This is a genomic window from Duganella guangzhouensis (genome assembly GCF_009674535.1).
In the GTDB taxonomy this organism is placed as follows: domain Bacteria; phylum Pseudomonadota; class Gammaproteobacteria; order Burkholderiales; family Burkholderiaceae_D; genus Rugamonas; species Rugamonas guangzhouensis.
In genome coordinates, this window is sequence record NZ_WKJK01000003.1 from 299,664 (window position 1) to 321,214 (window position 21,551).

General features: G+C 63.2%; 20 protein-coding genes. 9 read left to right on the top strand and 11 right to left on the bottom strand.

The features are described from left to right. Window positions 1-26: 26 nt before the first annotated feature. On the top strand, window positions 27-1,040 hold the full coding sequence (locus GJ699_RS07240) for a Rieske 2Fe-2S domain-containing protein (RefSeq protein WP_154374578.1): 1,014 nt from the start codon (window positions 27-29) through the stop codon (window positions 1,038-1,040). Window positions 1,041-1,045: 5 nt separating this feature from the next. Further along, window positions 1,046-1,981, top strand: coding sequence for a PDR/VanB family oxidoreductase (locus GJ699_RS07245; RefSeq protein ID WP_154375095.1), 936 nt, complete (start codon window positions 1,046-1,048; stop codon window positions 1,979-1,981). On the opposite strand, the gene GJ699_RS07250 is transcribed toward GJ699_RS07245, so the two are convergent. The 9 genes from GJ699_RS07250 to GJ699_RS07290 all read right to left on the bottom strand — a co-directional run bounded on the left by GJ699_RS07250 (window position 1,978) and on the right by GJ699_RS07290 (window position 10,501). After that, window positions 1,978-2,967: an NAD-dependent epimerase/dehydratase family protein gene (locus tag GJ699_RS07250; protein WP_154374580.1), complete on the bottom strand. Its 990-nt coding sequence runs from the start codon at window positions 2,965-2,967 to the stop codon at window positions 1,978-1,980. The genes GJ699_RS07245 and GJ699_RS07250 overlap by 4 nt on opposite strands. Window positions 2,968-2,976: 9 nt before the next feature. Further along, the gene (locus GJ699_RS07255; protein WP_371867500.1) at window positions 2,977-3,960 is read right to left on the bottom strand and encodes a fumarylacetoacetate hydrolase family protein; all 984 of its coding nucleotides are present in this window, start codon (window positions 3,958-3,960) and stop codon (window positions 2,977-2,979) included. A 9-nt stretch (window positions 3,961-3,969) separates the two neighbouring features. After that, complete coding sequence (locus GJ699_RS07260) at window positions 3,970-4,746, bottom strand: SDR family NAD(P)-dependent oxidoreductase (RefSeq protein ID WP_154374584.1); 777 nt, start codon at window positions 4,744-4,746, stop codon at window positions 3,970-3,972. Next, window positions 4,743-5,315 carry a cupin domain-containing protein gene (locus tag GJ699_RS07265; protein WP_154374586.1) on the bottom strand — a complete coding sequence of 191 codons (573 nt, stop codon included), beginning with the start codon at window positions 5,313-5,315 and terminating at the stop codon, window positions 4,743-4,745. Before GJ699_RS07265 ends, GJ699_RS07260 begins: the two co-directional genes overlap by 4 nt. A 9-nt stretch (window positions 5,316-5,324) precedes the next feature. After that, window positions 5,325-6,452 carry an FAD-dependent oxidoreductase gene (locus GJ699_RS07270; protein ID WP_154374588.1) on the bottom strand — a complete coding sequence of 376 codons (1,128 nt, stop codon included), beginning with the start codon at window positions 6,450-6,452 and terminating at the stop codon, window positions 5,325-5,327. Window positions 6,453-6,476: 24 nt separating this feature from the next. Next, window positions 6,477-7,430, bottom strand: coding sequence for a VOC family protein (locus tag GJ699_RS07275; protein WP_154374590.1), 954 nt, complete (start codon window positions 7,428-7,430; stop codon window positions 6,477-6,479). Window positions 7,431-7,442: 12 nt separating this feature from the next. Continuing rightward, window positions 7,443-8,603 (bottom strand): alpha/beta hydrolase family protein, encoded by a 1,161-nt coding sequence (locus GJ699_RS07280; protein ID WP_154374592.1) that lies wholly within the window; start codon window positions 8,601-8,603, stop codon window positions 7,443-7,445. Window positions 8,604-8,707: 104 nt separating this feature from the next. After that, window positions 8,708-9,493, bottom strand: a complete 786-nt coding sequence (locus tag GJ699_RS07285; protein WP_154374594.1) for a cyclase family protein — start codon at window positions 9,491-9,493, stop codon at window positions 8,708-8,710. Between the two features lie 81 nt (window positions 9,494-9,574). Continuing rightward, window positions 9,575-10,501 (bottom strand): LysR family transcriptional regulator, encoded by a 927-nt coding sequence (locus GJ699_RS07290; RefSeq protein ID WP_371867481.1) that lies wholly within the window; start codon window positions 10,499-10,501, stop codon window positions 9,575-9,577. Between the two features lie 131 nt (window positions 10,502-10,632). Between GJ699_RS07290 and GJ699_RS07295 the strand changes: the two genes are divergently transcribed. The 6 genes from GJ699_RS07295 to GJ699_RS07320 are packed head-to-tail and all read left to right on the top strand — an operon-like array spanning window position 10,633 to window position 18,760. Continuing rightward, window positions 10,633-12,285, top strand: a complete 1,653-nt coding sequence (locus GJ699_RS07295) for a DUF1302 domain-containing protein (RefSeq protein ID WP_154374598.1) — start codon at window positions 10,633-10,635, stop codon at window positions 12,283-12,285. Window positions 12,286-12,303: 18 nt separating this feature from the next. Further along, window positions 12,304-13,647 carry a DUF1329 domain-containing protein gene (locus GJ699_RS07300; RefSeq protein WP_154374600.1) on the top strand — a complete coding sequence of 448 codons (1,344 nt, stop codon included), beginning with the start codon at window positions 12,304-12,306 and terminating at the stop codon, window positions 13,645-13,647. Next, window positions 13,647-14,912 carry a WD40/YVTN/BNR-like repeat-containing protein gene (locus GJ699_RS07305; protein WP_154374602.1) on the top strand — a complete coding sequence of 422 codons (1,266 nt, stop codon included), beginning with the start codon at window positions 13,647-13,649 and terminating at the stop codon, window positions 14,910-14,912. Before GJ699_RS07300 ends, GJ699_RS07305 begins: the two co-directional genes overlap by 1 nt. Next, window positions 14,909-17,281: an efflux RND transporter permease subunit gene (locus GJ699_RS07310; RefSeq protein ID WP_154374604.1), complete on the top strand. Its 2,373-nt coding sequence runs from the start codon at window positions 14,909-14,911 to the stop codon at window positions 17,279-17,281. Before GJ699_RS07305 ends, GJ699_RS07310 begins: the two co-directional genes overlap by 4 nt. Further along, on the top strand, window positions 17,278-17,622 hold the full coding sequence (locus tag GJ699_RS07315; protein ID WP_154374606.1) for a Rieske (2Fe-2S) protein: 345 nt from the start codon (window positions 17,278-17,280) through the stop codon (window positions 17,620-17,622). The genes GJ699_RS07310 and GJ699_RS07315 overlap by 4 nt, the downstream gene beginning before the upstream one ends. After that, window positions 17,615-18,760 (top strand): MFS transporter, encoded by a 1,146-nt coding sequence (locus GJ699_RS07320; protein ID WP_154374608.1) that lies wholly within the window; start codon window positions 17,615-17,617, stop codon window positions 18,758-18,760. The genes GJ699_RS07315 and GJ699_RS07320 overlap by 8 nt, the downstream gene beginning before the upstream one ends. Here GJ699_RS07320 and GJ699_RS07325 read toward each other — a convergent pair. Beyond that, window positions 18,757-19,926: a 4-hydroxybenzoate 3-monooxygenase gene (locus tag GJ699_RS07325; RefSeq protein WP_154374611.1), complete on the bottom strand. Its 1,170-nt coding sequence runs from the start codon at window positions 19,924-19,926 to the stop codon at window positions 18,757-18,759. The genes GJ699_RS07320 and GJ699_RS07325 overlap by 4 nt on opposite strands. A 115-nt stretch (window positions 19,927-20,041) precedes the next feature. On the opposite strand from GJ699_RS07325, the gene GJ699_RS07330 reads away from it, so the two are divergent. Next, window positions 20,042-20,932, top strand: a complete 891-nt coding sequence (locus tag GJ699_RS07330) for a helix-turn-helix domain-containing protein (RefSeq protein ID WP_154374613.1) — start codon at window positions 20,042-20,044, stop codon at window positions 20,930-20,932. Here the strand turns inward: GJ699_RS07330 and GJ699_RS07335 are convergent, their stop codons facing one another. Then, window positions 20,933-21,544 (bottom strand): TetR/AcrR family transcriptional regulator, encoded by a 612-nt coding sequence (locus tag GJ699_RS07335; protein WP_154374615.1) that lies wholly within the window; start codon window positions 21,542-21,544, stop codon window positions 20,933-20,935. Between the last annotated feature and the right edge of the window lie 7 nt (window positions 21,545-21,551).

The window sequence follows — 21,551 nt, forward strand, 5'->3', positions numbered from 1 at the left end:
TCGGAAAATAACCAAGGAGATAAACCATGTTCCCACTCAATCAATGGTATGTAGGCGGCTTCGCTCATGAACTGACCGACAAACCGCTCGCTCGCACCCTGCTCGGCCGCCCGGTCGTCATATTCCGTAGCGGCGACGACGGCGTCGCGGTGCTGGAAGACCGCTGCTGCCACCGCAGTGTGCCACTGTCCTGCGGCATACTGGATGGCGGCGGCATCCGCTGCGGCTATCACGGCTTGCTGTATGACGGCAGCGGTGCCTGCATCGAGATTCCCGGTCAGGTGAAAATTCCCGGCAAGGCGCGCGTGGCGGCTTATCCCGCCGTGATCCGCGATGAGGTAATCTGGGTCTGGTTTGGTGACGCCAGCGGCACCCAGCCGCACTGTGAGCCGCCGGCGATTCCTGCTCACAGCAACCCGCGCTACCAGCACAAAACCGGTGTGGTGCATTACCGCGCGCCGTATCAGCTGATCCACGATAATCTGCTGGACTTGAGCCACGTCGGCTATGTGCACGGCAAGACCATCGGCGGCAACGCCAAGGTGCACATGGAGGCGCCGACCACGGTATCGTCCGACGAAAACTCGGTGCGCGTGGTGCGCTGGATGAAAGCTTCGACACCGCCCGCCACCTACACTGCGGCCTGGCCGTTCAAGGGGCTGGTGGACCGCTGGCAGGAAATCGACTTCCACCTCAATCATTTGCAGATCTTTACCGGTGCGGTCGATGTGGGCGCCGAGTCGTTGGAAAATCCGGAGCGCGGCGGCTTTCACATGCGCGGCTTCCACGGCGTGACGCCGGAAACCGAAACCAGCTCGCACTATTTCTGGACCATGTCGGCCAGCGCACATCCGGAGCAGCCGGACAATATCGATCTGGTCTACCAACAGACCGCGCAAACCTTCGAGGAGGACCGCGTCATCATCGAAGAACAGTATCGCAATATGCGGCAGTTTGCCGGTGCGCCGCAGGTGGATATCCACGTCGACGCTGGTGCCAATCGGGCGCGCCGCATCATCGCAGTCCGCACAGCCGCGTGAACGCCATGGAGCTGATTAACGTACGTATCGCCAGCAAGACCATGCTGGCCGTCGACATCGCAGGCTTCGAGCTGGTGGCGGCTGATGGCGGCGCGCTGCCGCCATTCAGCGCCGGTGCGCATATCGACGTGCACATCGGCCCTGGCCTGGTGCGCCAGTACTCGCTCTGCAATGCGCCAGGCGAAACGCGTCGCTATCAGATCGCGGTGCTGCGCGAGCCGGCTTCACGCGGTGGCTCCCGTGCCATGCATGACCGCTTGCAGGTGGGCGATACGCTGCGCATCAGCGCACCGCGTAATCATTTCCCGTTGCAGGCGGCGCGCCGCACCTTGCTTTTCGCTGGCGGTATCGGCATCACGCCGATTTTGAGCATGGCCAGCCAGTTGGCGCGCGATGGCAGTGTCTTCGCGCTGCACTATTGCGCGCGCTCGGCCAGTCGCGCCGCATTCGCGGGTGCAGCCGCCGGATTTGGCAAGCTATATCTGGACGATGGCGGCGACAAGATGGACTTGCCGGCCCTGCTAAGCGAGCCGGATGCCGACACGCATTTGTATGTCTGTGGCCCGGCGGGGTTTATTGATTACGTGACCGGCACGGCGCGTTCGCTAGGCTGGGCGCCGGATCGGGTGCATCAGGAGTATTTCGCCGGTGCCGCCGTCGACACCAGCGGCGATAGCAGCTTTGAGGTGCTGTTGGCCAGCAGTGGCAAGGTGGTGCCGGTGGCCGCGCATCAGTCCATCGTGCAGGCGTTGGCGACGCAGGGCGTGGAGATCGAGGTCTCGTGCGAGCAAGGCGTATGCGGCACCTGCGTCACGCGTGTGCTGGATGGCGTTCCGGATCATCGCGACAGCTATTTTACCGATGCCGAAAAGCGCGCCAACGATCAGTGCACGCCATGCTGCAGCCGCGCATTGAGTGCGCGGCTGGTGCTGGATCTTTAGGTCATGCAGGCACGTTCGATCAGACGGTCGATCGTGCCGTCGTGCGCAAAGCCGAAACGGCGTGCATTGCTGTCATCCAGACGGGGCATGCGGCCGAAGGTGGCTTCGATGGTGGCATCGGCCGCATGGCTGATGCGGGCCACCGCGTCGCTGCCAAAGCGGCGGGCCAGCGCGGCCTTGATCTCGCCTATTGTGTGCTGCAAGACCGGCAGCGTCACCGCGCGCTCCGCCGCCAGTGCCGAGGTGTCCAGCGGTCCGGCGGCGTGCAGCAGGTTGTCGACGCAGCTTTGCAGTGACATCCACCAGCAACCGGCTTCGGGCGATACCGGACATACATAGTCACTGCCCGTCTCCACGGCGCGCATGATGGCGCTCATGAATGCGGAGCCGTGACCGGCCGACAGACCTGGACGGGCGACGATGCCGGGCAGGCGCAGCGACACGCCATCCACCAGCTTGCGCCGGCTCAGGTCTGCCAACACGATTTCGCCCACCAGCTTGTGCGCGCCGTAGCTCATGCCCGGCCGCGCCGGCGTGCCGTCATCGATCGGATCGGGCAGCACGCTGCCATAGACGGCAATGCTGCTGGCGTAAACCACGCGCGGGACGTTGGCCTGCGCAGCGGCGCGTTCAAACAGCTTGAGAGGCGCCAGCAGATTGACATCGTAGCCCAGCGCGAATTCACGCTCGGCCTGCCCGCCCGGCACGCTGGCCAGGTGGAACAACACGTCGACCGGAGGGGAAAACACCTCGTCCAATACGCCAGCGGCCCCGAAGTCGCCAGTCAGCAAGCGCACCAGCGGCCTCGCCGCGCGGGCAACCTCCTGCGCGACGGCTGCGGCGGCGCACGCTGGTGGCGCGGCGAAGTGACGATCGATCAGCGACAGGCGCGTGAGCGGTGCTGCGCCGGGAATGCCTTCCTCCAGCAAACGCCTGACCAGCGCCGCGCCGACGAAGCCACCGGCGCCTGTTACGACTACATGCATGCTCGCTCCTTACACCGACGACTGAACCACGCGCTGGTCAACCACGCCAAACGGCGTATTCCCCTGCGCGTCCTGCGCCACCATGCGCACCGTATCGCCAAAACGCATAAAGCCCGTCCTGGCCTCGCCCTGGTCAATGATCTCGATCACCCGGCGCTCAGCGATGCAGGCCGAGCCCACAGCACGCTCAGTGTTCGACACCGTGCCCGAACCAATCACCGTGCCAGCCGACAGCTTGCGCGTCCGTGCCGCATGCGCAATCAGCTCACCGAAGCTGTAATTCATCTGCGCGCCATTCGGATGACCGAACCACTCGCCATTCCACTCCACGTGCAGATTCAGCTTCACCCGCCCCTCCGACCACGCCGGGCCGATTTCATCCGGCGTAATGGCCAGCGGCGCAAAACTGGTCGACGGTTTGCACTGGAAGAAGCCAAACCCGGTCGCCATCTCGCGCGGCCCCAGCTTGCGCAAGCTCCAGTCGTTGATCTGCACCAGCAAGCGCACCTGCTCCTGAGCCGCATGCGGGCTGACGCCCATCGGCACACGGCCGACGATGACGCCAAACTCGCCCTCAAAGTCGATGCCCAGCGATTCGTCCGGCAGCGGCACATCATCGTGCGGGCCAAGGAAATCGTCTGACGCGCCCTGGTACATCACCGGAATCGTCTCAAAGTCCGGAATCGGATCGGTATTGAAAGCCTTCTCCATCAAGCGGCCGTGATTCAGGAACGCCGACGCATCGCACCACTGATAAGTGCGTGGCAGCGGCGCCGCGCAATCACGCGGATTGAAAGCGAAACTGCCCTCGGCAGTGCCCTCGTTCAGCTGCTCGTACAGCACCTTCAACGCCGGCGACACCTGCTCCCAGCGCTCCACCGCATCAATCATGGTCGCAGCGATACCGCTCGCGTACACGGCACGCGCACCATCGCGCGACACCACCACCAGCCGGCCATCCGGCGAGCTGGATTTCAGGGTTGCGAACTTAATGTGTTTCTCCTAACTGCCGTCGGAAATCAGCGTACCGCCGTCGACGACGATGTTTTGTCCGGTGATGAAACCGCCCGCGCGGCTGGCCAGCATGACCGCCACGCCAGCGATTTCGGAAGGCTCGCCCACGCGGCGCAGCGGCGTCATCGCCAGCCGGCGCTGCATGAAAGCGTCATTGGCCAGCAGATCCTGCGCCAGCGGCGTGCGAATCAGGCCCGGCGAAATGGCATTGACGCAGATGCCGGATGGCCCCCACTCGACCGCCAGATTGCGCGCCAGCTGCGCCAGCGCGGCTTTCGATAAACCGTATAAACCAATCGCACGGTTGCCGCGCAGGCCGGCGATGCTGGACATCAGCACAATCCGCCCGTCACCGCGCCGCGCCATCTCCGGCGCCAGCAAACCGGTTAGCCGTGCCGCGCCACGCAGATTGATGTCGAAAACGCGCTGCCAATCCTCATCCGATGCCGCCTCCAACGGCCCGGCCGGCCCCTGGATACCGGCATTGCAGACCAAGACATCCACCTGACCATGCCAGGCCAACGCTTCCCGCGCCAACCTTGCCACGTCCGCCGCGTCGCCAACATCGCAAGGAATCGCGATAGCGTCGACGCCGTCTTGCCGCAGTGTGGCGGCGCGCGCGGCAGCTGTCTCGGCATCGCGATCCGCCAGCACCACTGCCGCGCCATGCGCGCCCAATTCGGAAGCGATCGCCCAACCCAAGCCCTGAGCGGCGCCGGTGACCAGCGCCACCTTGCCGCTCAGGCTAAACAAACCGCTGCTCATCGTGCCGCCAGCGCGGCGCGCAGCTCCGGCTCGTACTCACCATCCACCAGCACGAACAGCATCCGGCACATGCGCCCAGAGCGATTGGCCCAGGCATGATTGGTGCCACGCTGGATCACAATATCGCCCACGTGCAGCAATTGCTCGCTATCGTCCAGCACCAGCGTCATCTCGCCGTCCAGCACAATGCCGTAATCGATCGACTCAGTGCGGTGCATCAGCGGATGCGGTGAATTCTGCTTCACCGTCGACGCGGCGGCATCGCCGATCTGGCTGAACGCATCCTTCATATTGTCCGCGCCGTGCCTGAGGAACTCCTCGCTGTCCGGCGGAATATCAACGATGCGGATGCGCGTACCCAGCTTTGGCGGCGGCAGCATCAGCGGCGCCAGCGTCGGATCTGGCGTATTGCCGACGCGGGCCGGCGTGGCGTCGGTGGACCAGATTTCATGGAACACCGTGCCCGGTATTTTCTCGATCGGCACCACGGTCGGTAGCGGGCCTGCCTCGATGATGACCGCCTTGCCGTCACTATCGTGGCCGGTAACAATGCGTCGTACAGATTTCATTGCATCCTTTCAGATTGGCTGATTCAGCGCTTCCAGCGTTTCGCGCATGATGCGGCCATGTTCCGCCTTGTCGCCACCGGTGATCTCGATTTCGCCCAGACGGCCAGAGTTCTCCACCACCATGCGGCAGCGTTCCCAGCGGCGATCCTCAAAGGCGGCTAGCGCGGCATCGGTGTCGGCGTGCTGCTCCAGTTCTTCCGCCAGCACAATCGCATCCTCGATTCCGATGCAGGCGCCGGACGCCATGTGCGGCGTGGTGGCGTGCACGGTATCGCCGATCAGCACAATGCGGCCCTTGCTCCATGGACGTGGCAGCAGCAAGCCTTCCAGCGGACGGTAGATGATCTGCGAATGCACGCCCAGTTGGTCACGCATCCACTGCACCGTTGGCGCTTCGAATGGCGCCAGCAGCGCGCGCAAGCGTTCCAGGAACTCGTCCGGCGAAATGAAGGCGTTGTCGGCGCGATCTTCGGTCACATAGATATACATTTCGGTGGCGGACACCGGATTCAGGCCAACCTTGATTTTCGGTCCCAGCCACATCGCCGCACGTTCCGCTTCCGGTGGTCGCGGCAGCACCGCGCGCCACACGCCCTGGCCGGTGTACTTTGGCTTCGGCGCGTCGGGGAACACTGTCTCGCGCATTTTCGAATAAAGGCCATCGGAGCCGATCACCAGATCGTAACGGCCAGTGCTGCCATCATCGAACACCACATCCACGCCGTTCGCGTCCTGGGTGATGCTCTTGAAAGTGCAGCCCAAGCGCACATTGGTGCCCGATGCGCGGGTGGCTTCGGCCAGAATCGCCGCCAGCACCGGACGCATGATGGCGCCGCCGCCCGGCACGTCCGGGCCGGTGATGCGAGGCGTTGGCAGTTGAGCGATGCGATGGCCGTTCGGCGTGCACAGATCGACGCCGTCGCTGCCGAAGCCGCGCTTCAGGAATTCGTCCAGGATGCCCAGCTTCTTGAAGGCGCGCAGCGTGGCGCCACCCAGACTGATACCGGCGCCGTAGGAGCGCCAGCCCGGGTCGATCTCGACCAGGTCGACTTCAATGCCGCGCTTGCGCAGCTCGATGGCGGCGGACATGCCGGAAAAGCCGCCGCCGACGATCAGTACTTTTTTTGCTTGTGTCATGAGTGTCTCCGAATACTTGTTCTGTTATGGTTTGCCGGCGCCCACACCTGGTGGCGGTCCGCCCGGCGCCCACTTTTCACGCGACTGGAACAGGAACAGCTGCGACGCGTCGGCACTCATCGGCACCGTGCGTGCGTTCCAGCTGGCGTCGTGCAGATCCATGTCGGCATCGTACTCCACGTGGCAGCCCAGCGGGCTGTTGAAGTACCAGAACCAGTTCGAACCAAACTTGTGGCGGCCCGGTCCCCAGAACGACTGGTAGCCTTTGTTGACGAAGCGCGTACCGGCCTGCATCAATTCCGTCGGACCGCCTAGGTGGAAGGTGAAGTGCTCCACGCCCTGCATGAACGGCGGGGTTTGAATCAGGAATAGCGTGTGGTGATCCAGCGTACCCGCCGGTTGCAGGAACGGGCCGGCACCTGCCAGTCGATCGGTGCAACGGAAGCCCAGGCGGTCGGTATAGAACTTGGTCGCCTTCGCTTCGTCCGGCACGAAATACACCACATGCGACAGCGTGCGCGGCACGATGGCGGCGTTTTCGTCCACCGCCACCACGTTGGCGCCACGCTGCGCCGGTGCGCCTGGCGCGTTGATGGTTTCGGCGGCCAGCGTCAGTTCACGCCGCACCGTCACCTGGAAGCCCAGCACGAAGCCCGAATCATCCACGGTTTCCAGCGAGCCGTCCGCTAGGCGGCGCACTTCACGATCCTTGCCCAGTTCATCCGCGATGGCGGCCAGTGTGCCGCTATCGGCCACACCGTAGACGGTCTTGCGCAGCATCGACTTGGTCGGCAACGGTGCTGGCAGCGAGACGTCATCCTGATGGCGGATGACGATCGAAGTGCCATCCAGTGCTTCGAAACGGCCGCCGTTGGCGTCGGCGTCGACCGACTTCAGGCCGTAGTCGATCAGGTATTGGCTGCAAGCGGCGACGTCGTCGACGCCGAATACCAGTGCGTCTGGTCCGATAATATTCATGTTTGGTCCTTGTCAGAGAGCGGTACGGCCGCCCAGGGTTTCCGCGATCCAGTCGGCGATGTAGGCGCCGGCATTGGCCGAGTTATCAAAGCTGGAGTGCTGTACGCCGCCTTCGCGTTCGGTGAATATCTTCAGTTCGCGTTTCGGGCTGTTGACCAGTTGGTCGTAGGTGCGCTGCGCCCAGTGCAGCGGAATCTGCGAATCCTTTTCGCCGTGCGTGACCAGGAACGGCACCTTGATGCGATCCAGCACACCATCCAGATGAACCTTCTCGGCGATGGTCATGAATTCGTCCATGTCCTTGGCGCCCCAGACCCAGCGCACGTGCTCCCAGTAGTGCGGCACCGGGAAGCTGCCCTCTTTCGCCAGACGCTTCTTCTGCACGTCACGCCAGTCGTGATTGGCGCCCCACACCACGCCGCAGGCGAAGCGCGGTTCGAAGGCAACCGCGCGCGGGCAGTAGTAACCGCCCAGCGACACGCCTTCCAGGCCGATGCGCTTGGCGTCGACGTCGGCGCGGGTCTCCAGCCAGTCCACCACTTTGCTGGCCCAGCGTTCGGAATCGTAGACCGCGGTCAGACCGTGCAGGCGCAATGCCTCGCCGGTGCCTGGCTGGTCGATGATCAGGGACGAGATGCCGCGCTGCCCCAGCCAGCGTGGCAAGCCGACGCGGTACTTCATCTCCTTGGTGGAATCCAGACCGTTCACCTGCACCAGTATCGGCACCGGACCGGTCACGCCTTCGGCGCGCACCAGCAGACCGGAGATGTGAGCATCGCCGTAAGGGATTTCGACGCGTTCGCAGTTTTCACCCGCCAGCTTGATGCCGCGATTGAACACTTCGACAAATCGTTTATACAGTTCCATGCGACCCGGTGCGCCATGCGCCTGCAGGCGTTCCGCCGTCAGGTAGTAGGTGGCGGCGCGGCCGTATTTGTCGCCGGCCGAGATCAGGCGGCCGCGCTGTTCATCCTCTTCCGCCAGGGAGCACAGCTTGTCGGCCATGCGCGCCCAGGTTTCGCGGAAGGCTTTGGTGCCGGCGGCGTCGGGCTGTTTGGCCGCATCCTGCAGCGGCGCACACATCTCCTCAATCTCGCCCATGCGCGCGCCCATCTCGATGGCCAAATCGACCGAGAGGTTCCAGACATAGTTAGTCGGGAAGTATTTAAACATGCTGCTTTCCTTCTTGTGAGTGGTCGTATAGGCCAACTATAAGGGCCGGCGCACGCAACGGAAAATTGAATATATCCATGCGACGTATCGACGCCATGGATACGTCAGTCAAAGATAGCAACGGCGCGGGTCCAGCCGGCGGAGGCGGCGCGGATCTTGTGGGGGAAGCAGGAAATCATGAAGCCATCGCCGGGCAGCGCTTCCAGGTTATGCATCTTCTCCAGGTGACAGTAGCCGATATCGCGGCCGGCCTTGTGGCCTTCCCAGATCAGGCTAACGTCACCGGTTTCCGCGATGCGTTTGGCGGTGTAGCTGAACGGCGCATCCCAGCTCCAGGCATCCGTACCGGTGACACGGATGCCGCGCTCCAGCAGATACATGGTGGCTTCGTAGCCCATGCCGCAGCCGCAGTTGACGTAGTCCGGTTGGCCGTAGCGCGAGCCGGCGCGGGTGTTGATCACCACAATCTCCAACGGCTTCAGGGTGTGGCCGATGCGCGCCAGTTCCGCTTCCACGTCCTGCGCGGTGACCACGTAACCGTCCGGGAAGTGGCGGAAGTCCAGCTTCACGCCAGGCTGGAAGCACCATTCGAGCGGCACTTCATCAATCGTGATCGAACGTTCCGGCTCGCCCAGTTTGCGGTTCATGGTCGAGTGGAAGTGATAGGGAGCGTCGAGGTGAGTGCCGCTGTGCGTGGTCAGACGCACCCATTCTGCGGCGGCGGCTTCGCCGTCCGGATAGTCGCCGGCCTTGGTGCCCGGCAGCAGATGCATGAATTCACCCAGCGTATCGCTGTGGGTCTGGTATTCGATCTTCGGCGCCAGGATGGGCGGGTCCGACAGAACGTCATTTTCGAGGAAAATGGAGAGGTCGACAAAACGGCGCGACATGGGGAAGTCCTTTCAAAGTCATAGACTCCGGCATCCTATGCAGGATGCGACTCCCCGTACAATCGTTTCTATCGATCCGACCTATCCAGCGGACGAATACTGCGCGTCCATCCGCAACACCGCTTGCTGCAGCAGGCCGCGCAGCCACACCAGCCCCGGGTCCTGGGTGCGGAATTTATGCCATTGCATGACCTGATTCATGCTCTTCATCGGCCCTGGCAACGGCAGGATGGTGATCGGCAGGCCAGGCGCCACCACGCGCGCCAGCCGCTTGTGCATGGTGGCGATACGCTCCGTGCCCACCACCAGATACGGCGCGGCGAGGAAGCTGAACGAGGTCACCTCCAGCCGGCGCAGCATGCCGGTTTCCTGGGTCTGCGTGAATTCATATGAACGCTCCATGCCGGGCGGCTGCATCACCACGTGGCCGGTTTCGGCGTACTGCGTCATGTCCAGACCTTCGCGCGCATGACGGCTGCCATTCCACACCACGCAGCAGAACTCTTCGTCGAACAGCTCTTCGGTGGGGTGATCGGGCGAGCAGAAATTCCCGGGGATGACCAGCAGGTCGCCATCGCCTTGCTCCAGCGTTCGTTGCGGCTGGCGCGTCTGCGGCAGCAGGTGGAAGCGCACCGTGCTGCCCTGCTCCTGCGCCAACGCCAGCACATGCGGCATCAGCACCGCCAGCGTGAAGTCGGAGACGTAGATGCGAAACTCGCGGTCCGATTTGGTGGGATCGAAGTGCGGCATCACCACGATGGTGGCGTTGACCCGCACCAGCACATCGCGCACCGCTTCCTGCAAAGCTTCCGCGCGTGGCGTCAGCTCCATCTGCCGGCCCACCTGCACCAGTAATTCATCGTCAAAGTATTCGCGCAACCGGGCCAGCGAACTGCTTAATGCCGATTGACTCATATGTAGCTGCTCTGCCGCGCGGCTGACGCTGCGCAGGGTGAATAGCGCGTCCAGCGCTACGAGCAGGTTCAAATCCAGTTTATTGAACCGCACGCCGTCTCCTGTCATTTTTTTATGATTGCATTCACCGTATCGATACGACACATGCATGGAATCAATTTTACACATATAACGGTTATGCGCAAACTGCGAACTCCACGAATCATAAAAGATGGAGACACCACATGCGTATTTGTACCTTTCGGCTGACCGCGATCGCGGCAGCCGTTCTCTCGGCCGCCGGTAGCCAGGCGGGCGAAATCGAAACCACCAATCCAGATTGGAGTCTGCGCTTTGATAACACCATCAAGGCGACGACGCTGTACCGCGTTCACGATGCCGATGCCGCGCTGGTAAACAGCACGCGCCTGCTGGTGCCGGGTGTGGCAGCATCGGCGGTGCCGCAGGCGCTGAACTTCAACGCCGGCGACGATAACTTCCGCAACAAGGGCTTCGTGTCCAAGCGCGTTGACCTGCTGAGCGAGTTCGATGCGGTGTACCGCAAGGGCTACGGTCTGCGCATCAGCGGCGCGGCGTGGTACGACCAGGCGTACGACGGCAGCACCGACGCCACCGATACCCACAACGGCCAGTCGCCCTACAACAGCATGCCCAGCTCCACCCGCAAGCTGGCCGGCCGCAAGGCTGAACTGCTGGATGCGTTTGTATTCGGCGGCTGGCAGCTGGGCGAAAGCAGCAAGCTGACCGCGCGTCTGGGCCAGCACGCGCTGGTGTATGGCGAGACGCTGTTCTTCGGTGATAACGGCATCGCCCGCGCGCAGGGGCCGATGGATGTGTGGAAGCTGCAGTCCTCGCCCAACGCACAGTTCAAGGAAATCATCCGTCCGGTGCCGCAGTTGTCTGGCCAGCTGCAGCTGAATCAGGATGTGATGGTGGGGGCGTATTACCAGTTCCACTATGAGGCCGACCGCATGGCGCCGGCCGGCAGCTACTTCAGCAACGCCAATAATATCTGGGGCGGTTCGACGCTGCCGGAGATCGTCAGCACCTATACGCTGCTGCCGGGCGCGGAGCGCAAGCCATCGGATCGCGGCCAGTTTGGTGCGCAGCTGAAGTGGCGGCTGGAAGAGACGGACCTGGGCTTTTATGCGGCGCGCTATCACGACAAGTCCGGCGTGTTCTATTCGCAGTTGAATGTCACCAGCAGCGCGCCGGGTAGCTGGTATTACGTGTTCCCGGATGCGGTGACCACGGTCGGCTTCAGCGCCACCCGTTCGATCGGGGATACCAATCTGTCGATGGAAGCGTCGGTGCGGCACAACATGCCGCTCACCAGTCAGAACATCGTGTATGCGAATGTGCAGCCCGAACCGACGTATGCGCGCGGCCGCACCGCGCACGTCAACGTGTCGTGGCTCAGCACCTTGTCGCCCAACTTCCTGGCGCGCGAATCGGCGCTGATCGGTGAACTGGCGTGGAATCGCGCGCTGTCGATCGACGATCCCGCGCATACGCTGGACGGGCTGCGCACGCGCGATGCAACCGCGCTGCAGGTGATCTATACGCCGACCTATCGTCAGATTCTGCCGGCGTTGGACATCAATGTGCCGGTTGGTGTGCGCTATGTGGTGTCGGGTAACTCCACCGTCACGGGCTTGAGCTGGGGCGCCAAGCATACCGGCACCGCCACGCTTGGCGTGGATGGCACTTATCAGGGCGTGTGGCAGTTCAGTGTCAGCTACAACAAATATCTGGGCCACGCCGAGCCGTTCGTCAATTACCAGCCTTTGCTCGCTGGCGGCAGCGCCGTCTATAGCAGCGGCAATCCACTGGCAGACCGCGATTACGTCGCGCTGTCGCTGCGTCGCACATTTTAATTATCAGGAGACTTGTATATGAAGCAGATTCAAATCGCATTGCTGGCCTGCGCGGTGGCGCTGCCCGCGTGGGCGGCTGTAACGCCGGAGGAAGCGGCCAAGCTGAAATCGGAACTGACGCCGCTGGGTGGCGAAAAGGCGGGCAACAAGGATGGCAGTATTCCCGCTTGGACTGGCGGTTACACCACGCCGATTGCCGGCGACAAGGCCGGTGGCCGTCGCGGCGATCCGTTCAAGGATGAGAAGCCGCTGTATGTGGTCAGCGCGAAGAATATCGATCAGTATGGCGCGCTGCTGACCGATGGCACCAAGGCGCTGCTGAAGAAGTATCCGGAATATCGTCTGGACGTGTACACCACGCACCGCACGGCTGCGGCGCCGCAATGGGTCTACGATAACACCTTCAAGAACGCCACCCGCGCCAAGCTGGCCAGCGATGTGACCACCGGCGCTTATGGCGGCATTCCGTTCCCGATTCCGAAAACTGGTGCGGAGGTGATGTGGAATCACATGCTGCGCTGGCGCGGCACGTCGTGGCAGTTCCAGGTGAATCAGTATCAGCTGACCAGCGATGGCAAGGCGGTGCTGACCACCAGCGGCACCGGCGATCAGCAGATGCCCTACTATCTGCAGGATGGCTCGCTGGAGCAGTTCTCCAAGTCGAATGAGTTCTGGCTTCTGCGCCTGATCAATTCCGGGCCACCGATTCGCGCGGGCGAGGCGATTGTGGGACGTACCAATATCGATCCGAGCAAGGATCAGGCTTGGGTGTATCTGACCGGTCAGCGCCGTGTGCGCAAGCTGCCGAATCCGTGCTGCGATACGCCAACGCCATCCACTGCGGGTGTGATGAGCTTTGACGAGATCGAAACCTGGAATGGCCGCACCGACCGTTTCGACTGGAAGCTGGTGGGCAAGCAGGAGATGCTGATTCCGTATAACGGCAACAAGCTGTTGCAGCCGAAGACTGATGCGGAGGTGATGGGCCGGGCGTTTCTGAATCCGGATCATGTGCGGTGGGAGAAGCATCGGGTGTGGGTGGTGGAGGCGACGCTGCGTGCTGGCCAGCGGCATCAGGCACCGAAGAGCCGCTACTACTGCGATGAGGATACCTGGAACTGTGTGCTGGGTGATCGTTGGGATGCGAATGGTCAGCTGTGGAAGACGTTGTGGTCGCAGACTTTTGTAGCGCCGGATCTGCCTGGGACGGTGATTGGTGCGTTTGGCTTTGCGGATCTGGTGGCGGGGACGGGGTTCATTGGGAATCTGTATAACGCCAAGGCGGCGCAGTATCCGCTGAAACCGCGCTATCAGGATAGCGTGTTCACGCCGGATGCCATGGCCGGGGAAGGTGCGCGCTGATGCGGAAGATAGTCTTGTACCTCAAGACGCTGGCCACAGCCGCCGCCACAGCAACCGCCCTCGCCGCCGCCCACGGCGGTGTGGCGGCCGATGGCGCCATCGCCCCGGCAGCGGCGAGCGTCGGCTCGGCTGGAGCTACGACGGCGATCGGCTCGGCCGCCTCGACGGCTGACACGGCGACAACGGGTGGCCCCCTTGGCCCTATTGCCGGCGCGTCTACGTCAAGCGACTCCTTTGGCGGCTCGGCGGGTGCCAAGGCGGCCGGTGGCGCGAATGGCGCGGTGGTGGCCGCGCGCTTGCGGCCGGCGGTGGTGTCGGGGCATGCGGCGCAGTCGGTGATGCTCGGGGCGGCGCACGCTGGTGCGCGCCTGGTGACTGTCGGTGAGCGTGGCATCATCCTGTTCAGTGACGACAATGGCCAGCGCTGGCAGCAGGCCGACATTCCTGTCAGCGTGACCCTGACCGCCGTCCGCTTCAGCGATGCCCGCAACGGCATCGCGGTCGGCCACGCCGGCATCATCCTGCGCACTGCCGACGGCGGCGCGCACTGGCAAAAAGTACTGGACGGCGAACGCATCGCCGCCCTGGCACTGGAAACCGCCAAACGCAGCAACGACGCCCTGGCCCTGCGCGACGCCGAACGCCTGGTGGCCGACGGCGCCGACAAACCCCTGCTCGACATCTGCCTGCTAAACAACCAGCGCATGCTGGCCATCGGCGCCTACGGCCTCGCCCTCGGCAGCGAAGACGGCGGCACCACCTGGCACGCCTGGATGGACCGCCTGCACAACCCCAAAGGCTTGCACCTGAACGCCGCTCGCCAGCAGGGCGACACCATCCTGATCGCCGGAGAACGCGGATACGCAGCCCTCTCCACCGACGCCGGCCGCAGCTTCCACACCCTCAGCGTCCCGTATCAGGGCAGCTTCTTCACCGCCGACATCCTGACCAACGGCGACTACATCCTGGCCGGCCTGCGCGGCAACGTCTGGCGCTCAAACGACAAGGGCATCAGCTGGCGCCAACTAGCCAACCCCGCTCCAGTCTCGATCACCGCGTCCGCCGCGCGCGACGAAGGCACGCTAATCTTCGCCAACCAGGCCGGCATGCTACTCACCCTGCGCGACGACGCCCTGGTTCCGGCACCAGCCGCCCCGCTGCCGCCACTGAATGGCCTGCTGGCGACCAAAAACGGCAGCCTGCTCGCCCTCAGCATCCAAGGTCTGATCCCCGTACCCGCGCAATCCCCCGGAGCCGTAAAATGAATTTGTCCGATCTTAACCAGTCGCCGGCGGCGCAAGAGATGCCGCCCTTCGACAGCAACTCCGGTTCCATCCTCGAACGACTGCTGTTCAACCACCGCCTGCTGATCCTCGCCATCTGCGTGCTGGTGACCGCGCTGCTCGGATGGCAGGCCACCCGCCTCACCATCAACGCCAGCTTTGAAAAAACCATCCCCACCCACCATCCCTACATCGCCAACTACCTGCAATACCAGAACGAGCTGACAGGCTTGGGCAACGCCGTCCGCATCGCCGTCGACAACCCCAAAGGCAGCATCTACGACGCAGCCTATCTGGAAACCCTACGCAAACTAAGCGAAGAAGTATTCCTGGTCCCCGGCGTTGCCCGCAACCAGATGAAGTCCTTGTGGACGCCCGCCACACGCTGGGTCGGCGTTACCGAAGACGGCCTGGAAGGCGGCCCAGTCATCCCGGACGGCTACGACGGCAGCCAGCAAAGCCTGGAACAGCTGAAAGCCAACATCGCCCGCTCCGGCGAAATCGGCCAGTTGATCGCCTCCGACGCCAGCTCCAGCGCCATCTACGTACCGCTGCTGGTCAAGGACAGCGACGGCAAAGCACTCGACTACGGCGAATTCGCCAACAAGCTCGAAACCCTGCGCGCCAAATACGAACAACAGGGTGTGCGCATCCACATCACCGGCTTCGCCAAACTGGTGGGAGACCTGATCGACGGCGTGCGCGCGGTGCTGATATTCTTCGCGATAGCGGTCGCCATCGCCAGCGCCATGGTCTACTGGTACACGCGCTGCGCACGTTCCACCACGCTGGTGGTACTGGCGTCACTAGTAGCCGTGGTATGGCAGCTCGGCGTGCTGCCTCTGCTCGGCTACGCGCTCGATCCCTACTCCATCCTGGTACCGTTTCTGGTATTCGCCATCGGCATGAGCCACGGCGCGCAGAAAATGAACGGCATCATGCAGGACATCGGCCGCGGCATGGACAAACTGGTGGCCGCCCGCTACACCTTCCGCCGCCTGTTCCTGGCCGGCCTGACCGCATTGCTGGCCGACGCCGTCGGCTTCGCCGTACTGTCCACCATCGACATCGCCGTCATCCGCGAACTGGCGGTAGCCGCCTCGCTGGGCGTGGCCATGCTGATCTTCACCAACCTGATCCTGCTGCCCATCCTGCTCAGCTACACCGGCGTCAGCGTCACCGCCGCCGCGCGCAGCCTGCGCGCCGAACAGGCCGATGCTGCAGGCAAGCGACGCCACCCGCTGTGGGCACACCTGGACCGCTACACCAGCCGCCGCTGGGCCACCGGCGCCATCGTAGTCGCGCTGGTGCTGGCGGTGGGCGCCTACGCGCTCAGCACCCAACTCAAAATCGGCGACCTCGATCCCGGCGCACCCGAACTGCGCGCCGACAGCCGCTACAACCGTGACGTCGCCGCCCTCAGCGCCGCCTACGGCGCCTCCAGTGACGTACTGGCAGTGATGGTCAAAACCGCCGATGGCCAATGCTCGCAGTACGACACACTGAACAAGATCGACGCGCTGGAATGGCAGCTACGCCAGATCGACGGCGTAGAAAGCACCAACAGCCTGTCGCTGCTGAACCGCCGCGTGCTGGCGGGCCTCAACGAAGGCAATCCGAAATGGTATGAGTTCTTGCCCAACCAGGACATGCTCAACACCGTCACCGCCGGCGCGCCGCGTGGCCTGTACAACGACAGTTGCAACCTGCTGACCGTCTACGTCTACCTGCGCGACCACAAGGCCGACACGCTGACGCGCGTTATCAGTCACGTCGAAGGTTTCGCCGCCGCCAACAACACCAAGGACACCCAGTTCCTGCTGGCCGCCGGCTCGGCCGGCATCGAAGCCGCCACCAACATCGTGGTGCACGAGGCATGGCGCAACATGCTGTTGCTGGTGTATGGCGCGGTAGTGCTGCTGTGCTTTATCACCTTCCGTTCCTGGCGCGCGGTGCTGGTGGCGGTGCTGCCGCTGATGCTGACCTCCGTGATGGCGGAAGCGCTGATGGTCACGCTAGGCATGGGCGTCAAGGTAGCCACGCTGCCGGTGATCGCACTCGGCGTCGGCATCGGTGTCGACTACGCGCTGTACATCCTCAGCATCACGCTGGCGCAGCTGCGTCAGGGTGCTACGCTGTCGTTCGCCTACTACCGCGCCCTGCTCTTCACCGGCAAGGTAGTGATGCTGACCGGCTTCACGCTGGCGATCGGCGTCGTCACCTGGGTCGCCAGTCCGATCAAGTTCCAGGCCGATATGGGGCTGCTGCTGGCCTTCATGTTCCTCTGGAATATGCTGGGCGCGCTGATTCTGGTGCCGGCACTGGGCCACTTCCTGCTGAAGACCAAATGAAGCTGTGCACACTGAACGAACTGCCGGACGGCGAATCGCGCGGCTTCGATCCGCTGGATGAAGGCCAGGACAGTGTGCTGCTGGTGCGGCAAGGCACACAGGTCTACGCCTACCGCGACCAGTGTCCGCACTATGGCGACACGCCGATGGCCTGGCGTCGTCACGCTTACCTGAACGCCGCCGGTACCCACATCGTCTGCGCGGCGCACGGCGCGCTGTTCGAGATTGCGAACGGCGCTTGCGTGCAAGGACCGTGCATGGGCGACAAGCTGACCGCGCTGCCGATCACCATCACGCCGCAAGGCGACATCTATATCAATCCTGGAGACCTCGATGAATGACCACGCGCCGCGACGCGCCAACCGCATCGCACTGATGATCGGCCATTGCGCCGGCATGATAGACCTGGTAGCGCTGCCAGTCTGGGTCGGCACGCTGATTACCCGTTACGGCCTGGCGCCACAACAAGCCGGTCTGCTGGCGACGCTGTTTCTCGGCGGAGCAGTGTGTGCCAGCCTGTTCTGGGCGCCGCGCTTCCAGCGCATCGCTCCGGAGCGCGTCGCCGGTTGGGGCTTCGGCATCGCAGGCATCGCTTTCGCCGCAATGACGCAAACCAGCGACTACGGCGCGATGGCGGCACTGCACGCGCTGGCCGGCCTGGCCGCCGGCAGTGCGCTCAGCGTCACTCACGGCACCATCGGCAGCGGCGAACAGCCACACCGCAGCTTCGCCATGGCCGGACTGGCGCTGGCGGTGTTCGGCATCTTCATCCTCGGCGGCACGCCGGTGCTGGTGGAGCGCGCCGGCGGGCCAGCATTGTTCAAGGTGTTTGCGGCTGTGATGATCGTCGCTGCGCTGACCAGTGTGGCCGCTTTCCCGCGCCGCCAAGGCGCCACCGAGCAAGGCCAACGCAGCACTGCACACATCGACAGTACCGTGTGGTACGCGGCGGTCGGCATCAGCTGTATGGGATTGGTGCAGGCGATGATGTTCAGCTTTGTCGAACGCATCGGCGCGGATCGCGGCTTTGGCGTGGCCGCAGTGACCGGTGTGCTGGTCGCGCTGGGCATCGTGAATCTGGCGCCGGCGCCATTGGCCGCGCTACTGGAGCGCCGCTGGCCAGCGCGTTATGTGGTGCTGGCCGGCCCGGTGGTGCAAGCGACACTGGCGCTCATCATCTCGCACAGCAGCGAGTTCGCGCCATATGCCGGCGCCACCGCCGCCTATGCAGCCGTGATGATCTTCACCCACACCTTTGCCTTCGGCCTGATCGCACGTCTCGACCCAGGCGGCCGCGCACTGTCGGCCACGCCGGCAATGCTGATGATTGGCGCCGCCATCGGTCCGGTATTGGGTGGCACGCTGGTGCAGCACGCCGGCTACACCAGTCTTGGCAACGCCACGCTGGCGATTGCCACCGTCGCGGTCTGCTGCTTCGCACGCGCGGGTCGCACCCGCGCTGTGCTCAGCGAAGCTTAAAACGCGCCGACGTAGTTTTCAGCCAGCGAGGTAGCCAGCGCGCGCGAGTTGACCACGTTGTCCAGCTCCGCGCGCTGCATTTCGCGTTCGAAGGGCGTAGCATCGGCAAAGGTGTGCAGCAAACGCGTCATGGTCCACGAGAAGTACTCGGCACGCCAGATGCGTTTCAGCGCATCCTCGGTGTAGGTCTGCAGACGCTGTTCGCTACCCTTCTTGTAGAACTGATCCAGGCCGCGCGCCAGCAGCGCTACGTCGGAAACCGCCAGATTCATGCCTTTGGCACCGGTAGGCGGCACGATATGCGCGGCGTCGCCGGCCAGGAACAGGCGGCCGCTCTGCATCGGCGTCGACACGAAGCTGCGCATGCCGATGATCCCCTTCTGGAAGATCTTGCCCTCCTTGAGTTTCCAGCCGTCGTTGCTCTCGGTGCGCGCATGCAGCTCAGCCCAGATGCGATCGTCGGACCAGTTATCCACGTGGTCGGTCGGATCGCACTGGAAGTACATGCGCTGCACGGTAGGAGTACGGGTGCTGATCAACGCAAAGCCGCGTTCATGCTGAGCGTAGATCAGCTCTTCCGACGAAATCGGCGCCTCGACCAGAATACCGAACCAGCCAAACGGATAAATCTTCTGATAGTTGTTGCGCTGCTCCTGCCCCGGCATGGCGGGACGCGACACGCCATGATAGCCATCGGCGCCAACCACGAAATCGGCTTCGATCTTGTGCTGTTCACCCTTGTGGGTAAAGGTCACCGAAGGCTGCGTGGTCTCCACGCCCTGGATGCCGACGTCGGTGACCTGGAACAGCAACTGACCTTGCGCCGCAACGCGCGCCGCCACCAAATCCTTGATAACTTCATGCTGCGGGTAGACGGTGATGGCCTTGCCGGTCAATTCGGTCAGGTCGATGCGGTGACGGCGGCCGCCGAAAGCCAGTTCGATACCGTGGTGCAGAGCGCCTTCGGCGCGCATGCGGTCACCGACACCGGCTTCGGTCAGGATGTCCATGGTGCCTTGTTCCAGCACGCCGGCACGGATGGTGGCTTCGATTTCTTCACGCGAACGCGATTCGAGGACGATGGATTCGATCCCTTGCAGGTGCAGCAGGTGGGAAAGCAGCAAACCGGCCGGGCCGGCGCCAATGATGGCTACCTGGGTACGCATAGCGTGTCTCCTTGTTGATTAGTATGGAGTCATCGTAGCCCTGCCGCGCCGTAAAAAAAATGGATGAAATCCGCTAAAACTTGTACTATTTTGACAGACCATCTCCAGCACGCCCATGCCAGCCTACACCAAACCCAGCACCAAAGACATTCCGCAGTTCGCTCTCTATGGCGAACAGACAAGAGCGGAAAACGCCGAATCGGTGCACACCGAATTGATTGAAACCCGCAGCCGCGTGTACGATTGGCACATCGACCGCCACACGCATGCAGGCTCGTTTCAGGTACTATTTTTATTCGGCGGTGAGGTGCGCGCCACCGTCAATGACGCGCTGTGGGAGTGCAGCGGACCGGTGGTCATCACCATCCACCCGACCGTGGTGCATGGCTTCGATTTCTCGCCCGAGGCGCACGGCTATGTGCTGACGGTGGACCAGAACGTTGTTTTTTCCGCCACCGAAAATCGCGCCGACCTGTTTTCCTCGCTATTCGTCGAACCGTTGGCGATCGACCTGTCGGCCCAACCGGAGATGCGGGCGCGGATTGAAACGCTGTTGCAGCAGCTGGTGACGGAAGCATCGTGGCCCGAGTACGGCCACACCATGATGCTGGAATGGCTGGCCCGCGCCGCCCTGCTGCTGCTGGTACGCGTGCACGCCGAACGCCGCATCGCCGATCAATCGGGCAGCGCCGACTTCCAGCTGTTCAGCCGCTTTCGCAACGAGGTGGAACAGCACTTCAAGGAACAATGGCAGGTGGGCCAGTATGCCGAACTGCTACGGGTGACGCCGACACGTTTGAATCGCCTGTGCCTAAAGCTGTCCGGCAAATCGGCTTTCGACATCACGCAGGACCGGCTGATGCTGGAAGCCTGTCGCAAGCTGACCTATGTGCCAGCCAGCGTGGCCAGCATCGCTTATGAACTGGGCTTCCAGGACCCGGCCTACTTCAGCCGTTTGTTCAAGAAACGCATGGGCGTCACGCCCAAGGAATTCCGCCGCACCTGATTACAGCGTGTCGCGGCCGATGGCCGACGCGATCACCTGATCTTCGATATCGGCCGCGCCCAGATCGCCCACCATATAGGTTTGCAGCAGCGATGCCTGTCTGATTTTGGCGTAGCCATAAATGGTGGCCCAGAATGCGATCAGCCTTCCACGCGCCCGACCAGCGGCGATGCCATCCTGTTCCAGCGCGGCGCTGAACATCGCCAGTATGGTCGCGTAGGTATCGCTCTGCGCCTGCGCCAGTTGCGGATGCGTGGTCGGATCGTTCAGTAGTCCGGCCTCGAACATCAACCGGAACAACTGTGGGTTGGCGTCCACAAAACGCAGGAATTGGCGCGCCGCAGCCACCACGCGTGCCATCGGTTCGGCGTCCCTTGCGGCTTCCGCATGCGCCAGCGCGTGCAGGCGCTGGAAGCCGATCGCCGCCACCTCCGCCAGCAGTTGATCTCTCTCCGGGAAGTGGCGATACGGTGCGCCTCGGGTGACGCCCAATTGCTCGGCCAGCGCCCGCAGCGACACCACTTCATAGCCGTCCGACTCCACCACCTCCAAGGCCTTGGCAATTAGCGAAGCCCGCAAGTCGCCGTGATGATACCCACGCTCTGTAGCCATACCCAAT

What these genes read in the sequence shown, in the direction of transcription:
- GJ699_RS07245 (WP_154375095.1), top strand. Translation starts at nt 1,046, where the DNA reads ATGGAGCTGATTAACGTACGTATCGCCAGCAAGACCATGCTGGCCGTC.
- GJ699_RS07295 (WP_154374598.1), top strand. Translation starts at nt 10,633, where the DNA reads ATGCGTATTTGTACCTTTCGGCTGACCGCGATCGCGGCAGCCGTTCTC.
- GJ699_RS07300 (WP_154374600.1), top strand. Translation starts at nt 12,304, where the DNA reads ATGAAGCAGATTCAAATCGCATTGCTGGCCTGCGCGGTGGCGCTGCCC.
- GJ699_RS07325 (WP_154374611.1), bottom strand. Translation starts at nt 19,926, where the DNA reads ATGCGTACCCAGGTAGCCATCATTGGCGCCGGCCCGGCCGGTTTGCTG.
- GJ699_RS07285 (WP_154374594.1), bottom strand. Translation starts at nt 9,493, where the DNA reads ATGTCGCGCCGTTTTGTCGACCTCTCCATTTTCCTCGAAAATGACGTT.
- GJ699_RS07265 (WP_154374586.1), bottom strand. Translation starts at nt 5,315, where the DNA reads ATGAAATCTGTACGACGCATTGTTACCGGCCACGATAGTGACGGCAAG.
- GJ699_RS07335 (WP_154374615.1), bottom strand. Translation starts at nt 21,544, where the DNA reads ATGGCTACAGAGCGTGGGTATCATCACGGCGACTTGCGGGCTTCGCTA.
- GJ699_RS07260 (WP_154374584.1), bottom strand. Translation starts at nt 4,746, where the DNA reads ATGAGCAGCGGTTTGTTTAGCCTGAGCGGCAAGGTGGCGCTGGTCACC.
- GJ699_RS07280 (WP_154374592.1), bottom strand. Translation starts at nt 8,603, where the DNA reads ATGTTTAAATACTTCCCGACTAACTATGTCTGGAACCTCTCGGTCGAT.
- GJ699_RS07330 (WP_154374613.1), top strand. Translation starts at nt 20,042, where the DNA reads ATGCCAGCCTACACCAAACCCAGCACCAAAGACATTCCGCAGTTCGCT.
- GJ699_RS07275 (WP_154374590.1), bottom strand. Translation starts at nt 7,430, where the DNA reads ATGAATATTATCGGACCAGACGCACTGGTATTCGGCGTCGACGACGTC.
- GJ699_RS07310 (WP_154374604.1), top strand. Translation starts at nt 14,909, where the DNA reads ATGAATTTGTCCGATCTTAACCAGTCGCCGGCGGCGCAAGAGATGCCG.
- GJ699_RS07250 (WP_154374580.1), bottom strand. Translation starts at nt 2,967, where the DNA reads ATGCATGTAGTCGTAACAGGCGCCGGTGGCTTCGTCGGCGCGGCGCTG.
- GJ699_RS07315 (WP_154374606.1), top strand. Translation starts at nt 17,278, where the DNA reads ATGAAGCTGTGCACACTGAACGAACTGCCGGACGGCGAATCGCGCGGC.
- GJ699_RS07270 (WP_154374588.1), bottom strand. Translation starts at nt 6,452, where the DNA reads ATGACACAAGCAAAAAAAGTACTGATCGTCGGCGGCGGCTTTTCCGGC.
- GJ699_RS07320 (WP_154374608.1), top strand. Translation starts at nt 17,615, where the DNA reads ATGAATGACCACGCGCCGCGACGCGCCAACCGCATCGCACTGATGATC.
- GJ699_RS07305 (WP_154374602.1), top strand. Translation starts at nt 13,647, where the DNA reads ATGCGGAAGATAGTCTTGTACCTCAAGACGCTGGCCACAGCCGCCGCC.
- GJ699_RS07240 (WP_154374578.1), top strand. Translation starts at nt 27, where the DNA reads ATGTTCCCACTCAATCAATGGTATGTAGGCGGCTTCGCTCATGAACTG.